Below are 15,225 nucleotides of genomic sequence, written 5' to 3' on the forward strand. Positions count from 1 at the left end.
GACGGAGAGCCTGATGGATTTTAATGAAATTGTAGCCAATATCGTCAATTCAGCCGAAGGAAGCCTTGCAGCAGTGATTATGGATAAGGATGGTATTCCCCTTGCTGAATTCAAAAAGCCTGATACGCATGTCGATATCCAGACCCTTGGTATTGAATACACGGCTATACTGGGAGAAATCAGGAAAGCTTCTGAAGTGCTGGAGACGGGAAACCTCGAAGAATTAACGGTAAGAAGTGATAACCTGGTTTTTGTGATCAGGCTGATCAATGAGGATTATTTTATTGCGGCAGCCATGCTGCCCGGCGGAAATTACGGCAAGGGAAAGTATTATATCCGGATAGCCGCACCCAGGATAGCCCGGGAACTTTAATCGATTGACTAAATAGATGCGATCAATTTTAAGCTGCAAATTGCAGCTTTTTTTATATGGAGAGCAGTTATGAGAAAGATACTGGTTATTCATGGTCCCAATCTGAATATGCTCGGCAGCAGAGAGCCGCAAGTATACGGCAGTGAGACCCTCAATGATATTGACAGGAATATTAATGAAAGGGCCAGGGGATATGATCTGTCTGTCGAAACTTTTCAGTCCAATTCGGAAGGGGACCTGGTAGATAAAATTCAGAAATCGATAAATGAAACTTCTCTCATCATTATCAATCCTGCCGCCTATACACATACAAGCGTCGCCATCAGGGACGCCCTGCTGGCAACGTCAATACCCGCCATTGAAGTTCATCTCTCAAATATCCATAAAAGGGAAGATTTCAGGAAGAAATCACTCGTCTCCGACATTGTTGTGGGCCACATATCAGGCTTTGGTCCCTTCGGCTATCTGATGGCCGTCGATGCGGCTGCTGATTATATGAAGGGCGGACGGTAAGAGCGGCAGTAGCCGGTTGCAAAGACGAATGAAAAGTGATACTATCCCTCAACGTGAAAGAGTTTCAAGGTACCATGCTCTTTCCCGCCTTCTCGACAAAATTAATGCAGATGCGGTCTTGCTGACGGACCTGAACAGTATCCGGTACTTTTCGGGCTTTACGGGGAGTTCCGCCTTATTGCTCTTTGAAAAAGACAGGGCGACCTTTCTTACCGATGGTCGCTATGAAACACAGTCAAAGGCCCAGGTCAAAGGCGCCGGGATCGTAATCTTCAAAAAGATGCTCAATGCCGTTAAGTCACTTGCTGTTGAGCATAAATTAAATAAAATTGCCTTTGAGTCCGCCCATATGACTTATTCTCTCTGGACTGATCTTCAGCAAAGTTTGGGAAATGCAGAACTCATTCCCTTGAAAGATGAGACCCGAAAGATGCGTTATGTAAAGGACCGCTATGAAGTCGACGCTATGAAGAAGGGGGCCGTTCTTGCCAGAGAGGCCTTTCTTGCCGTTAAAGACAGGGTGCGGGCCGGTGTAAGGGAAAAGGAAATTGCCCTTGAGCTTGAAGTGGAAGCAAGAAAAAGAGGGGCAGATAAGGTCGCCTTTGATATTATTGTTGCTTCAGGAGAGAATTCGGCCCTTCCTCATGCTGTTCCCGGTGAAAGGGAGGTCCGGCCGGGTGATCTTGTCGTTCTTGATTTCGGTGTTCTCCTCGATGGTTATCATACTGATGAGACCTGCACCTTCCGTGTTGGAGATGTGGGAGGAAAGGCTGATGAAATATACAACATCGTTAAAGCGGCCCATGATCTGGCCATTGCCGCAGTCAGACCGGGAATGAAGGCGTCGGATGTTGATAAAGTGGCCAGGGATTATATAAGTGAAAAGGGTTACGGGCAATATTTCGGGCACGGTACGGGCCATGGTGTGGGCCTTGAAATTCATGAACTCCCTGTGATTTCGGGAGTAAGTGATGAGCTTATACAAGAGGGAATGGTTTTTACCATAGAGCCCGGCATATACCTTCCCTCTTTGGGAGGTGTCAGGATTGAAGATATGGTCCTCGTTACCGGTGAGGGCTGCGAGATTATTACAGAGTGTAACAAATTCATGTGAGGTTAAAGTATGTATTCAACACCGGATTTTAGAAAAGGATTAAAGGTTGAGCTTGATGGAACGCCTTACTCGATTGTCGATTTTCAGCATGTGAAACCGGGCAAGGGAGGGGCCTTTGTAAGAACAAAGCTGAAAAATCTGCTCACAGGGGGGATTATAGACAAAACGTTCAGGGCAGGAGAAAAAGTCGGTAAACCGGATATAAACCAGAGCAATATGCAGTTTCTGTACAGCGATGGTGACGGCTACCATTTTATGAATGTCAATACCTATGACCAGGTACAGGTGCCTGAAGATGAAATCGGTTCAGATAAGGATTTTCTGAAGGAAAATACCATTGTGGAAGTACTTGAATATAACGGAAAAGTCATCGGTATAGATCTTCCCAATTTTGTTAGCCTTAAAGTGGTTGAAACAGAGCCCGGCGTCAAAGGCGACACGGCAACGGGCGCTACCAAACCGGCCACAGTGGAAACGGGAGCGGAAATAAACGTTCCTCTATTTATCAACGAAGGGGACTTCTTGAAAATAGACACAAGAACCGGTGAATATATGGAGCGTGTAAAGGAATAAAAGGAGCTGATATGGATATTAAAAAAATAAAGCAAATTGTAAAACTCCTCAAGGAGAATGATCTGCAGGAAATTGAAATTGAAGATGATGAATCGAGGATTATGGTAAAAAATGGCGGTGGGCAGTCTTTTGTGGCAGCTCCCCAGCCGCTTGTTGCAACACAGGCTGTGCCTGTTGAAGGTAACGGCCCTGCCAAAGTTGATGAGACAAAGGCTGAATCCAAATACCATGTCGTTAAATCACCCATGGTTGGAACCTTCTACAGAAGTCCCTCTCCTGATTCGCCGGCTTATGTTGAAGAGGGGCAGACTGTAACCAAAGGGCAGTCGCTCTGTATTGTGGAAGCCATGAAGCTTATGAATGAAATCGAGGCCGATGTTAAAGGTAAAATCGTCACTATCCTTGTGGAAAACGGTCAGCCTGTCGAATATGGCGAACCTCTCCTGGAAATCGATGTGGCTTAATTTTTCTGATGAAGGAATCTGTTTCCTTTATCGATTTTCTTAAAAGGTTGATAACTTATGTTTAATAAAATATTAATTGCCAACAGGGGCGAAATTGCGCTCAGGATCATTCGTTCCTGTAAGGAACTGGGCATCGCTACCGTTGCCGTTCATTCCGACGTAGATGCAGAGGCCCTTCATGTCAAACTTGCCGATGAGAGTGTCTGTATCGGTCCTGCCAGTCCTCTTGAAAGCTACCTGAATATTACCTCGCTTATGAGTGCGGCAGAGGTGACTGATGCCGATGCCGTTCATCCCGGCTATGGATTTCTGGCTGAAAATGCCGAATTCAGGGAGATATGCGATAATTGCGGAATAAAGTTTATTGGTCCCCGTGCTGAAAATATCAGGCTCATGGGCAATAAAATCAAGGCAAGGGAAATCATGAAAAAGGCAGGCGTGCCCATTTTGCCGGGAAGTGAAGGTGGAATCAAGGATGAAAAGGAAGCCCTTGAAATTGCCAAAGAAATAGGCTTTCCTGTCATTATCAAGGCCTCGGCCGGTGGCGGGGGCAAGGGGATGAAGATTGTTCATAATCCGGCCAGCCTTAATAACGCTTTTCTTACAACCCGGTCAGAGGCCATGGCCGCCTTTGGCGATGGTGAGGTCTATATTGAAAAATATTGCGAGCGGCCACGCCATGTTGAAATACAGGTCATGGCTGACAAACATGGAAATGTAATTCACCTCGGTGAGCGGGAGTGCAGCATACAAAGACGCCACCAGAAACTTCTTGAAGAGGCGCCATGTCCGATTATGACGCCCGAACTGAGAAAACGGATGGGTGATGCTGCTGTTGCCGCAGCAAAGTCGGTTGACTATACCAATGTGGGCACTGTCGAATTTCTCCTCGATGGTGATGAATTCTACTTCATGGAGATGAATACGAGGGTCCAGGTCGAACACCCGATTACGGAGATGATTACAGGCGTTGATATCGTTAAGGAACAGATTCTCTCTGCCGCCGGAGAAAAGCTAAGATATGCGCAAAAGGATATCAAGTTAAAGGGCCATGCCATCGAGTGCAGGATCAATGCGGAAGATCCTGAAAATTTTCTGCCCTCACCTGGAAAAGTGACCTACTATCATGTGCCCGGCGGACTTGGCGTAAGGGTTGATTCGGCTGTTTATGACCAGTACGTTATTCAGCCTTATTATGATTCGCTCATTGGAAAGGTTATTGTTCATGCCGATACAAGGGCTGCTGCCATCGAAAGGATGCACAGGTCGCTCGATGAATACATTATTGAAGGTGTCAAGACGACCATTCCCTTTTTCAAGAAGATTCTAAGAGATAAGGACTTCATTGCAGGAAATACGGATACTAAATTTTTGGAGAGACGGCGATAATTGAGCAACTGGCGGTTGCTTCTAAGCCCTCCCTTATCTGCTTCATCGAATATGGCTGTCGATGAGGCGATTCTTAACGTCGGTTCCCGGCCGACACTGCGGTTTTACAACTGGAAGTCTCCTTCCATATCCATTGGATATTTTCAGCAGGTCGACGAAGACTTTCTTAAATTCTGCTCCCATCTGGGTATTTCTGTTGTAAGACGCCCGACGGGAGGCAGGGCAATCCTTCACCATCTTGAGATTACCTATTCTGTCGTATCCCCTTATGATTTGTTCCCCGGCCCAAGGACATTGACAGGCATCTACAGGAAGCTTGCCTCCTGGCAGGTGGAGAGTTTGGGCGCCCTTGGTCTAAAGGCAGTGATAGGGGAACGAAAAGCCTGTGACAGGCCTTACCAGAAGAGCGCTTCCTGTTTTATGACTTCCACCCCTTATGAAGTGCATGTGGGAGGGAAAAAAATATGTGGGAGTGCACAAAAGCGGGGGAAAAGGTCCTTTTTGCAGCATGGTTCCATTCTTGTTCACGTCGATATGGAACTGATGGGAAAACTCATGGGAAATGAAATCCCCCATCCTCAAACTTTTACCACCCTCAGAAAAGCGGGTTATGAGGGAAGTATTGACCATGCCGTGAAGGTTATGGTGGAAAAGTTTTCTCATATTACAGGGGCTGATTTTAATGAAAGCGTGTTAAGCAAAGAAGAAACTGCCGAGAGGGACAGGCTCTTAAATGAACATTATAAAAACCTTGTCACATGTTATGTGAAGTGACTTTTATTCCTCCTTTTTGAAAATCCTCTTGCCAAAATAATTCCTTTTTCCCTCCCTTGACAAAGGCTGGCGCCGTTGTTATTTTAACTTTTAAGCGATAGAGATTGTCTGTAAAACGGATTAAAACAAGCCCCTTTGACATGGAAGAAATACTTTCGGAACGTAATAAAAATATCATTGCAGAGATCATTAATGACTTCGTTCTTTATGGTGATCCTGTCGGTTCCGTCAAAATAGCCAGGACGACTGGCCTGGGACTAAGTCCGGCATCTATCAGAAATGCAATGTCTGATCTCGAGGAGATGGGCTATTTGAGCCACCCCCATACGTCGGCAGGGAGGGTTCCCACGGAAAAGGCTTACAGGTATTACGTTGATTCACTGCTCACAATGAAAGGACTTTCCAGGGGAGAAAAGAGAACCATCGAGAGCAGCTTTGCCTCCCCGCTGGCGTTGCCTGCTGCTTTACATGAGAGCTCAAGGCTTTTATCTTCACTTTGCAACCAGATGAGTATTGTTATGATGCCCACTTTTAATAATATTATTTTTAAGCGCATCGAGTTTATAGGGATGGGGAGAAAACGGCTTCTTGCCATTCTCATATCAAGGACGGGGCTTGTTATTAACAAGGTCTTTGATGTTGAAAGTGATGTTGCAGGGTCTGATCTCGAACAGATTAACAACTACCTTAATTCCATACTGGCCGGTCTTTCAATTAGAGAGGTAAAGCTTAAGATCGTTGAAGAGATGAGGCAGGAGAGGGCCCTCTATAATAAACTTCTTGCCAGGGCTTTAAAGCTGGGCGCCGATCTTGTTAAAGATCAGCCGGAAGGTGAATTTCACGTTGAGGGAAGGGCCAATATATTTAACCAGCCCGAATTTGCCGATATTGGAGAGATGAAACGCATATTCAGCACCTTTGAAGAGAAGAGCATTCTTCTCGATATGCTTGACAGAGCGCTTAAATCTGAAGATCTGAACGTATGGATCGGTGATGAAAATGGCTTGGCCGCACTTTCAGGCCTTAGCCTCATTACCTCATCTTACGGCACAAATGACAGAAAACTTGGTTGCATCGGCGTATTGGGACCTACAAGGATGGATTATTCGAGGCTCATCCCCATTGTCAGTTATACAGCCGAGAAGCTCAGTAATATAATCATGGAGGACTGATTTTTTAATGGAGACTAAGGGAAAAAAGATAGATATTGAAGAGGAAAAAAGCGCCTCCCCGGAAAAGAAAGAGAAAAAAGCGGCGCCAAAAGAGAAAAAAACAGCTAAAAAGAAGGAAGTCGAACTTCTTAAGGAACAGATAGCAGCGCTTGAAAAGGAAAAAAATGAAATAAGGGATAATGCCCTGAGAGCAACTGCCGAGACGGAGAACTTTAAAAAAAGACTGACAAGGGAAAAGGAAGACTTTGTTAAATATTCCAATGAAAAGGTAATCAAAGAGTTTCTTCCCGTCGTTGACAATCTTGAAAGAGCCGTCGAACATGCCAAAGAGGCCGGTGAAGGCGGGAGCTTGCTGGAAGGGGTCGAAATGACGCTCGATCTTTTTAAAAAGGCCCTGGCAAACCTTGGCGTAACCCAGGTGTCGGCGCTGGGTGAGCCTTTTAATCCTGAAAGGCACGAAGCGGTTCAGCAGATAGAAAGTGCAGACCATGAACCTAATATTGTCGTTAGTGAATTCCAGAAGGGCTACATGCTTCATGAAAGGCTTATCAGGCCGGCTATGGTCGTTGTTTCCAAAACACCGGCAGGTAAATAGGAAAAAATAAGGGCACCTCTAAAAAGGCACTGTTGTTAGAGACACCCTTAAAGTGAAAATAAATAAAAAGGGATTATTCCAGAAAAGAGAGGAGAATTTAGATGGGTAAGGTAATAGGAATCGACCTCGGTACGACTAACTCCTGTGTTGCCATTATGGAAGGCGGAGAACCGAAGGTAATTGTTAATGCTGAAGGTGGCAGAACGACGCCATCCATGGTTGCTATCACAGATAGTGATGAAAGACTTGTGGGACAGGTTGCCAAAAGGCAGGCTGTGACAAATCCGGAAAGTACTATTTATGCCGTAAAGCGACTTATCGGCAGAAAATATGGTACCAAAGAAGTTGATAAGGACATTGAAATCTGCCCCTATAAAATTGTGAAGGCAAAGAACGGAGATGCCTGGGTTCAGGTGAAAGACAAGGATTACTCGCCTTCCGAAATTTCTGCCATGATTTTGCAGAAAATGAAAAAGACGGCCGAAGACTATCTTGGCGAAGAGGTGACCGATGCCGTCATCACCGTTCCCGCTTATTTCAATGACAGCCAGAGGCAGGCTACAAAAGATTCCGGCAAGATTGCCGGGCTCAACGTGCTGAGAATTATAAACGAGCCTACCGCTGCTTCACTTGCCTATGGCCTGGAAGATAAAAAGGACCAGCAGATAGCTGTTTTCGACCTTGGCGGCGGTACCTTTGATATTTCTATCCTCGAGCTTGGTGACGGTGTTTTCGAGGTTAAGTCGACTAATGGCGATACTTTCCTCGGTGGAGAGGATTTTGACCAGCGTATCATCGATTACCTTGCTGAAGAGTTCAAGAAGGACCAGGGTGTTGATCTCAAGAATGACAAAATGGCCCTTCAAAGGCTTAAGGAAGGCGCTGAAAAGGCAAAAATGGAACTTTCTTCATCGATGGAGACGGATATTAACCTGCCCTTTATTACGGCTGACCAGACGGGTCCCAAGCATCTCAACATCAAACTTTCAAGGGCCAAGCTCGAAATGCTCGTTGAAGAACTGCTTAGCAATCTTGAAGCGCCCTGCAAGACAGCTCTTAAAGATGCCGGTATCAATGCTTCCGACCTTAATGAGGTTATCCTTGTCGGTGGTATGACGAGAATGCCTGCCGTCCAGGAAAGGGTTAAAAAGATATTCGGTAAAGAGCCTCACAAGGGGGTTAATCCCGATGAAGTTGTCGCTATCGGTGCTGCCATCCAGGGTGGTGTTCTTAAAGGAGATGTAAAGGATGTCCTCCTCCTTGATGTTACGCCTCTTTCGCTCGGTATTGAAACGCTCGGCAGTGTGATGACCAAGCTTATTGAGAAGAATACGACAATCCCTACCAAGAAGAGCCAGGTATTTTCAACGGCAGCTGATAACCAGCCTGCTGTTTCTATCCATGTTCTTCAGGGTGAAAGGGAAATGTCTGCCGATAATAAGACGATTGGCCGTTTTGAACTCGTCGGTATTCCGTCAGCTCCAAGGGGTGTTCCACAGATCGAGGTTACCTTTGATATCGATGCTAACGGTATTCTCCATGTTTCCGCCAAGGATCTGGGCACGGGTAAGGAGCAGTCCATCAAGATTACTGCATCCAGCGGTCTTTCCGAGGAAGAGATCGAGAAGATGGTGAAAGATGCCGAGGCCCATGCCGATGAGGACAAGAAGCGCAAGGAACTCGTTGAGGCGAGAAATACGGCTGATACGCTTGCTTATTCGACTGAGAAATCTCTCAAGGAGTATGGTGAAAAGGTTGATGCCGATACGAAGAAGAAGATTGAAGATGGCCTTGAAAATCTGAAGAAGGTTATGGAAGGGACGGATGTTGAGGCTATCAATAAAGCGACTGAAGAGTTGACCCAGGCATCGCACAAGCTTGCCGAAGCCATGTATGCCGAGGCGCAACAGGCAGCGGGAGGTGAAGAAGGCGCTTCTTCAGAAGGTGGCGAAGGTGGCGGAACTGCATCGGAAGATAAGAAGAAGGATGATGTTGTTGACGCTGAATTTGAAGAAGTTAAAGAAGATAAAAAAGAAGGCTAATTGAAATAAACCGGGAAAGCGCCTGACCGCTTCTTTCCCGGTTTATTCTTTTATAAGTTAAAACGGCAGCTTAAGCAGCGGCGAAAGAAGATTTTTAAATCGCTTTCCCCTTTGCTTTGGTAATTAATGAATAGTGAGCCCAGGGTAATGGGCTCATTTATTTTCAGAAGAAGGTGAATTTTGTCTAAAAGAGATTATTACGAAGTCCTTGGTGTTCATAAAAACGCATCCGACGCGGAAATAAAAAAAGCGTTCAGGAAACTTGCCGTTCAGTATCACCCTGACAAAAACCAGGGAAATAAAGAGGCTGAAGATAAATTCAAAGAGGTCAATGAGGCCTATGAGGTACTCAGTGATGCTCAGAAAAGGGCCACTTACGATCAGTTTGGCCACACCATGGGTCCCGAAGGTTTTGGGGGCTTTCGCGATTCGGGCTTTGGCGGTGGTGGTTTTGGTGACATCTTTGAAGATATTTTCGGTGATTTTTTTGGCGGCGGCGGCGGTGGTGCAGGCGCCAGAAGAGGCAGGGGGCAGCGGGGCTCTGACCTGAGATATAATATGGATATTACCTTTGAAGAGGCAGCCTTCGGGAAAGAGACGACTGTCAAGGTTCCTTCTGCGGAAGAGTGCGCCACCTGCAAAGGGAGTGGCGGAGACAGGGAAACCTGCGGCCAATGCGGTGGCAGTGGTCAGATGAAAATGCAGCAGGGCTTTTTTACGGTAAGCAGGACATGCAACCGCTGTGGAGGCATGGGCAGCAGTGTTACAGACCCCTGTAAAAAGTGTAAAGGGCAGGGACGTATCGAAATTAGCAAATCACTGTCCATCAAAATACCGCCCGGTGTGGAATCGGGGATGAGGCTGAGGTTGACGGGAGAAGGTGAGCCGGGCTCTCATGGCGGCCCTGCAGGTGACCTTTATGTCGTTATTAATGTGGAAGAACATCCTTTCTTTATGAGAGAAGGCAACGAGATTATTTGTGAGGTGCCTATCCGCTTTTCTCAGGCTGCCCTTGGCGATGAAATTGAGGTTCCCACATTAAATGGTAAAGTCAAAATGAAGGTGCCCGGAGGCTCTCAACCGGGCAAGGTGATGAGACTGAAGGGAAAAGGTTTTCCCGATGCCAGGGGCTATGGCAGGGGTGATCAGCATGTTGTCCTTAAAGTAGAAATCCCGACTCGCCTTACTGATCGCCAGAAGGAACTTATCAGAGAGTTCGACAAGGAATCCGATGAAGATGCTCATCCTATGAGGAAGGGGTTTTTCGACAAATTTAAAGAGCTTTTCGGTTGATTTTTATTAGGGAAAGGGTAGAATTAAAATTTAAAAAGAATAAGGCAAAGAGGTCTTGTGACTGTGCCGGTTTATTGGTTTATAAGAAAATGCTTCTACTTGCATAGCTCCGGCGCCTTTTCTGCTCTTTTAAAAGGTAATTCTCTCCCTTTGTTTATAGCCGGGGCCACAAGCCTGGTGTTTTTATTCTTTCCTCTTTGTTCTCATGCTTCACTTTTTCTTACGGGAAAACTCAATATAAATGACGCTGCTCCCGGCGAGCTTCTTTTGCTCCCGCATATGGATAGTGTAAAATCCGGGGCTATTTATAAATACAGGCAAAAGGAAGGGCCTTTCAGGAGCTTTGACGCCCTTTTAAATGTTAAAGGCATAGGCAGAAGAACCTATGAAAAAGTCATGCCTTACATTAAATTGTCCGGCCGGAGCGATCTCGATATCAGGAGGGAACCGGAGGGAGACTCTCACTCTTTTTTCCATGACGGGAGGGAGGGTGATAAGGTATTATTGCTCGGCAACGATGACTTTTTTACGGCTTTGCATGGGGCGGTAAAAAAGGCTCAAAAAAGCATTCATTTGTCTATGTTCCTCTTCAAAATTTCCAGCTATGAATCAAACAGGGCCAACATTATTCTTGATGCCCTTGCTTCGGCTGCCGGGAGGGGGGTCAGCGTATCTGTTCTGCTCGAAGAAAGCAATAGAGAGGATGATTTCGTCACTGTTGAAAACAGGAAGAGCGCTGAAAAATTGAAGAAAAGAGGGGTGACGGTGCGCTTTGACTCACCTAAAAGAACAACCCATACAAAGGCTGTCGTCATCGATTCACGTTATGTTTTCATAGGGAGTCATAATTTTACGCATTCGGCATTTCGTTACAATAACGAGCTGTCCTTATTGATCGATTCAAAGGTTCTTGCAGAAAAGACGCTTGACTATATGAAGGACATTAATTAAATTGATTTGTTTTGCCGGAAAAATTTATTGTTCATTAATTGAGGAGTATAAGATGAAAGTCAAGGGCATCCTGTTTTTCTTTACCTTATTATTATTAGCGCTGTCATTGCCTGCCTGTGTTTCCCCCGGCAAAGTTCGGTCCCTTAAAGGGGATGTCCCGCCCGGAAGCGGTGATATTGCCAGGGCCATCGAAAAAGATGAAGAAGAGGCGAAAAGGATTTTCTTTGCAGCGGAAGACGTTTATGCCGGCGGGGAAGAGGAAAAGGCCTATGACCTTTATGCTTCATACGTGAGGACTTTTCCCGAATCTCCTTTTGCCGATGATGCTTATTTGAGGATGGGAGAGATAAAATATAAACAGGATGATTTTGATGGAGCGGCAATAAACTTTCAAAAGATTGTTGAAACTTATATTGGGAGTGATTTTCTTATTGAAGCCAAGTACAGACTCGCTCTGGCTCAATATCAAAAAGGTGAATATAGCGCTGTCATCCAGAGCCTGGAAAGCATGCTTCTTGTCTCTATTGAAAAGGAGAGAAAGATTTCTTTTATGACGACGATAGCAGACTCCTATATTAATCTTGAAAAGTATAATGAGGGACTCTCATGGTATGTGAAGGCAGTGGAACTCTCTCCTGAAAAGGAAGGGGAAGAAAAGATCGAAAAAAGGATCATTAATGTAGTCGACAAAAAGATTGATCCTCAGGTGTTACCGCATCTTTTGCCCGATTATGCAGGGACCTTTACAGGAGAGTATATTAAATATGCATTGATCATCGGCAAGGTCGATGAAGCCAGGTATGAGGAAGCAAAAGAGGAGATGAAGGCTTTTATCGATGAGACGGAATTTGAATCGATGAAGTTAAGGGGAGAAGATGCTCTTCAGCTTATTGCCCAGAGAATGGATGTGAAGGCAAATACCATTGGTTGCATCCTCCCGCTTTCCGGACGTTTTGCTCCCTATGGACAGAAGATGCTCCAGGGTGTTCAGCTTGCTGCGGGGATTTTTTCCAGCGAAAGCGGCGTTCCCGTCAATCTCGTAATAAAGGATTCCAAAGGTGAGCCTGAACTGGCCTCAGACCTTATCGATGAGCTTGTTGATGAAGACAAGGTTATCGCCATTGTGGGTCTGCTTCTCAGCAAAGTTGCCGAAGAGGGGGCAGAAAGGGCCCAGGAGAGAGGGGTGCCGATTATGACGCTTAGTCAGAAGAATGATATCCCTCACATTGGTAATTACGTTTTCAGGAACTTTCTCACCAACAGGTTGCAGGCCAGGACACTGGCTGATTATGCCGTCAACGAAATGGGCCTCAGGAATTTTGCAATAATGTATCCCCGGGATTTCTATGGCGAGGAGATGATGAGTCTTTTCTGGAATTACGTTCTGCTTTACGGTGGAACCGTAGTCGGTATAGAGGATTATGACCGGAAGCAGTATGATTTCGGTTGGGAGATCAAAAGGCTTATAGGAATGGACAAGGTAGATAAAAAGGCCCAGGAAGAACTGGAAGATAATGAAAAGACCCTTCCTGTCATTGATTTTGAAGCCGTTTTTATTCCCGATAGCTATGACAAGGCTGCAGCCATTGCGCCGCAGTTCGTCTATAATGACGTGAATGACCTTCGCTACCTGGGACCAAACAGCTGGAATTCAGGCAAGCTTATTGAAAGGGGAGGTAAATACATTGAAGGCGCCGTTTTTACGGAAGGTTTTTATGCTGACAGCGCCTACAAGAGAGCAAGCCGTTTTGCTTCAGATTTTGAGTCCCTTTTCAGTGAAAGACCGGGGACCCTGGCAGCTCAAGCCTATGATGCCACCCGCATGCTGGTTACTTTTATAAAAAATGGTGAAGCCAGGTCCCGGGTGGAGATGCGGGATTCTATTCTTAATCTGGATAATTTCATGGGGGTAACGGGGAGAACGACCATGCTTGATTCGGGAGATGCTGAAAAGAAACTCTTTGTTCTTACCGTGAAGAACAAGAAAATTGTGGAGGCCGGACTCCCGGACTGGCTGGAAAATCAGCCTGAACCTGAAGAAGGGACCATGCCTCTTCTGCAATAACAAAAGGAAAACTTTTTTTGTAAACAAGGGCAGATGATTTTTTCATCTGCCCTTTCATTTTGCTAGTTTCGATGCTATTCTTTTATTAACGAAGAACTGACATATAAAGAGGATTTAATGGCCGCAAAAGAAATGATGGAAGCGTCACAGAAAGATCTATTTAGCAGAACCGATGTTGAATCTATTAAAAAAGCATTTATAACTCACGTAGAATACACGCTGGCAAAGGATAAGTACTCAACGACCGATCTCGATGCATTTATGGCCCTTGCCTATGTCGTGAGAGATCACCTTATTGAGAGATGGCTTAAAACGCAAAGGGCTTATTATGATAAGGATGCCAAGCGGGTTTACTACTTTTCACTGGAGTTTCTAATAGGGAGGACGCTTGGAAACAGCCTGGAAAATCTGGACCTTTATGATGAATGTTATGAGGTCATGGAAGACCTCGGTTACTCTCTTGAGGAGATAAGAGAGCTTGAATGGGATGCAGGGCTTGGAAATGGCGGCCTTGGCAGGCTAGCCGCCTGTTTTCTTGATTCTATGGCAACCATGGGGATTCCCGGTTACGGTTACGGAATCCGTTATGAGTACGGTATTTTTTTCCAGAAACTCATCGACGGTTGGCAGGTAGAGACGCCCGATAACTGGTTAAGGCATGGAAATCCCTGGGAGTTCCCACGTCCCGAGCGTCTCTATAAAGTAAAGTTCTACGGCAGGGTCAATCAATACAGGAGTGAACTTTGCCAGGAATGCTATGAATGGGTAGATACGGAAGATGTTATGGCCATGCCCTTTGATACGCCTGTTCCCGGTTATGGCAATAATACGGTAAATAACCTGAGACTTTGGGCTGCCAAATCGACGAGGGCCTTTGATCTCGATTTTTTTAACAGCGGTGACTATATTAATGCCGTTCAGCACAAGAACGAGACAGAAAATATTTCCCGTGTCCTTTATCCCAGTGACCAGGTCAAGAAAGGAAAAGAACTGAGGCTTAAGCAGCAGTATTTCTTTGTCTCGGCAAGTCTTCAGGATATTATCAGGCGCTACAAGAAGACTCATAACGGTTTTGGTCAGTTTTCTTCCAGGGTGGCTATCCAGCTTAACGATACGCACCCTGCCATTGCCATTCCTGAACTGATGAGAATTCTCCTCGATGAAGAGAGTATCGGTTGGGACAGGGCCTGGGAGGTGACCATAGGCACCTTTGCCTATACAAATCATACGGTCATGCCGGAAGCGCTCGAGAAGTGGCCTGTAGAGCTTATGGAGAAGCTCTTTCCGAGACATATGCAGATCATTTATGAGATCAACCGCCGTCTCTTAAAGCAGGTCGGAGCAGAATTTCCAGACAGGAGGGAAAAAATTTCCCACATGTCCATTATTGAAGAGGGCCACGAAAAAATGGTAAGAATGACGAACCTCGCCATCAGTGGAAGCCATACGGTAAACGGCGTGGCAGCCCTTCATACGGAAATTCTGAAAAACAGGGTTTTTAAAGATTTTTATGAACTCTGGCCCGGGAAATTCCAGAACAAAACCAATGGAATTACACCGAGAAGGTGGCTAAAAAAGTCGAACAAGGGGCTTTCCGCTCTTATCAGTTCACGTATTGGAGATGACTGGGTAACTGATCTTGGTCAATTGAAGAGGCTGGAAGCCTTTGCCGACGATGGGGAGTTCAGAAAAGCCTGGTATGAAGTGAAGCGTGAGAACAAAAAAGCGCTGGCAAACTATATCAAGGAAAAAATTGGTGTCCATGTCGATGTTGATTCCATGTTTGATTGCCAGGTCAAAAGGCTTCATGAGTATAAAAGGCAGATGCTCAACCTGCTTCACGTTGTTACCCTTTATAACCGGATCAAGGAAGACCCTTCTGCCGATTTTGTGCCGAGAACGATCAT

14 protein-coding genes are annotated in these 15,225 nt (G+C 45.6%); all 14 read left to right on the forward strand.

All coding sequences use genetic code 11. The features are described from left to right. A partial coding sequence (locus OEV42_19320; protein MDH3976420.1) for a roadblock/LC7 domain-containing protein occupies positions 1 to 373 on the forward strand: 373 nt, incomplete at its 5' end. Positions 374 to 442: 69 nt separating this feature from the next. Further along, positions 443 to 886: a type II 3-dehydroquinate dehydratase gene (gene aroQ, locus OEV42_19325; GenBank protein MDH3976421.1), complete on the forward strand. Its 444-nt coding sequence runs from the start codon at positions 443 to 445 to the stop codon at positions 884 to 886. Between the two features lie 28 nt (positions 887 to 914). Next, a complete protein-coding gene (locus OEV42_19330; GenBank protein MDH3976422.1) occupies positions 915 to 2,000 on the forward strand; it encodes a Xaa-Pro peptidase family protein in 1,086 nt (361 codons plus the stop codon). A gap of 9 nt (positions 2,001 to 2,009) precedes the next feature. Continuing rightward, complete coding sequence (gene efp, locus OEV42_19335) at positions 2,010 to 2,573, forward strand: elongation factor P (protein MDH3976423.1); 564 nt, start codon at positions 2,010 to 2,012, stop codon at positions 2,571 to 2,573. Positions 2,574 to 2,584: 11 nt separating this feature from the next. Beyond that, entirely contained in the window at positions 2,585 to 3,037 is a 453-nt protein-coding gene (gene accB / locus OEV42_19340; GenBank protein MDH3976424.1) for an acetyl-CoA carboxylase biotin carboxyl carrier protein, read from the forward strand. Between the two features lie 57 nt (positions 3,038 to 3,094). Next, complete coding sequence (accC, locus tag OEV42_19345; protein MDH3976425.1) at positions 3,095 to 4,426, forward strand: acetyl-CoA carboxylase biotin carboxylase subunit; 1,332 nt, start codon at positions 3,095 to 3,097, stop codon at positions 4,424 to 4,426. Next, positions 4,427 to 5,200 carry a lipoate--protein ligase family protein gene (locus OEV42_19350; protein MDH3976426.1) on the forward strand — a complete coding sequence of 258 codons (774 nt, stop codon included), beginning with the start codon at positions 4,427 to 4,429 and terminating at the stop codon, positions 5,198 to 5,200. It begins immediately after the preceding gene. A gap of 140 nt (positions 5,201 to 5,340) precedes the next feature. Continuing rightward, on the forward strand, positions 5,341 to 6,372 hold the full coding sequence (hrcA, locus tag OEV42_19355; GenBank protein ID MDH3976427.1) for a heat-inducible transcriptional repressor HrcA: 1,032 nt from the start codon (positions 5,341 to 5,343) through the stop codon (positions 6,370 to 6,372). A gap of 7 nt (positions 6,373 to 6,379) precedes the next feature. Next, positions 6,380 to 6,967, forward strand: a complete 588-nt coding sequence (grpE, locus tag OEV42_19360; GenBank protein ID MDH3976428.1) for a nucleotide exchange factor GrpE — start codon at positions 6,380 to 6,382, stop codon at positions 6,965 to 6,967. Positions 6,968 to 7,068: 101 nt separating this feature from the next. Beyond that, positions 7,069 to 9,009 carry a molecular chaperone DnaK gene (gene dnaK, locus OEV42_19365; protein ID MDH3976429.1) on the forward strand — a complete coding sequence of 647 codons (1,941 nt, stop codon included), beginning with the start codon at positions 7,069 to 7,071 and terminating at the stop codon, positions 9,007 to 9,009. Positions 9,010 to 9,189: 180 nt separating this feature from the next. Beyond that, entirely contained in the window at positions 9,190 to 10,302 is a 1,113-nt protein-coding gene (gene dnaJ, locus OEV42_19370; GenBank protein ID MDH3976430.1) for a molecular chaperone DnaJ, read from the forward strand. A 57-nt stretch (positions 10,303 to 10,359) separates the two neighbouring features. Continuing rightward, positions 10,360 to 11,253, forward strand: coding sequence for a phospholipase D-like domain-containing protein (locus OEV42_19375; protein MDH3976431.1), 894 nt, complete (start codon positions 10,360 to 10,362; stop codon positions 11,251 to 11,253). A 52-nt stretch (positions 11,254 to 11,305) separates the two neighbouring features. After that, entirely contained in the window at positions 11,306 to 13,318 is a 2,013-nt protein-coding gene (locus OEV42_19380) for a penicillin-binding protein activator (GenBank protein ID MDH3976432.1), read from the forward strand. A gap of 117 nt (positions 13,319 to 13,435) precedes the next feature. Further along, positions 13,436 to 15,225 (forward strand): glycogen/starch/alpha-glucan family phosphorylase (gene glgP, locus OEV42_19385; GenBank protein ID MDH3976433.1); only part of this gene is annotated, 1,790 nt, incomplete at its 3' end.

The organism is Deltaproteobacteria bacterium, from assembly GCA_029860075.1.
Taxonomy (GTDB): Bacteria; Desulfobacterota; JADFVX01; order JADFVX01; family JADFVX01; genus JAOUBX01.

What these genes read in the sequence shown, in the direction of transcription:
- aroQ (MDH3976421.1), top strand. Translation starts at nt 443, where the DNA reads ATGAGAAAGATACTGGTTATTCATGGTCCCAATCTGAATATGCTCGGC.
- OEV42_19330 (MDH3976422.1), top strand. Translation starts at nt 915, where the DNA reads ATGAAAAGTGATACTATCCCTCAACGTGAAAGAGTTTCAAGGTACCAT.
- efp (MDH3976423.1), top strand. Translation starts at nt 2,010, where the DNA reads ATGTATTCAACACCGGATTTTAGAAAAGGATTAAAGGTTGAGCTTGAT.
- accB (MDH3976424.1), top strand. Translation starts at nt 2,585, where the DNA reads ATGGATATTAAAAAAATAAAGCAAATTGTAAAACTCCTCAAGGAGAAT.
- accC (MDH3976425.1), top strand. Translation starts at nt 3,095, where the DNA reads ATGTTTAATAAAATATTAATTGCCAACAGGGGCGAAATTGCGCTCAGG.
- hrcA (MDH3976427.1), top strand. Translation starts at nt 5,341, where the DNA reads ATGGAAGAAATACTTTCGGAACGTAATAAAAATATCATTGCAGAGATC.
- grpE (MDH3976428.1), top strand. Translation starts at nt 6,380, where the DNA reads ATGGAGACTAAGGGAAAAAAGATAGATATTGAAGAGGAAAAAAGCGCC.
- dnaK (MDH3976429.1), top strand. Translation starts at nt 7,069, where the DNA reads ATGGGTAAGGTAATAGGAATCGACCTCGGTACGACTAACTCCTGTGTT.
- OEV42_19380 (MDH3976432.1), top strand. Translation starts at nt 11,306, where the DNA reads ATGAAAGTCAAGGGCATCCTGTTTTTCTTTACCTTATTATTATTAGCG.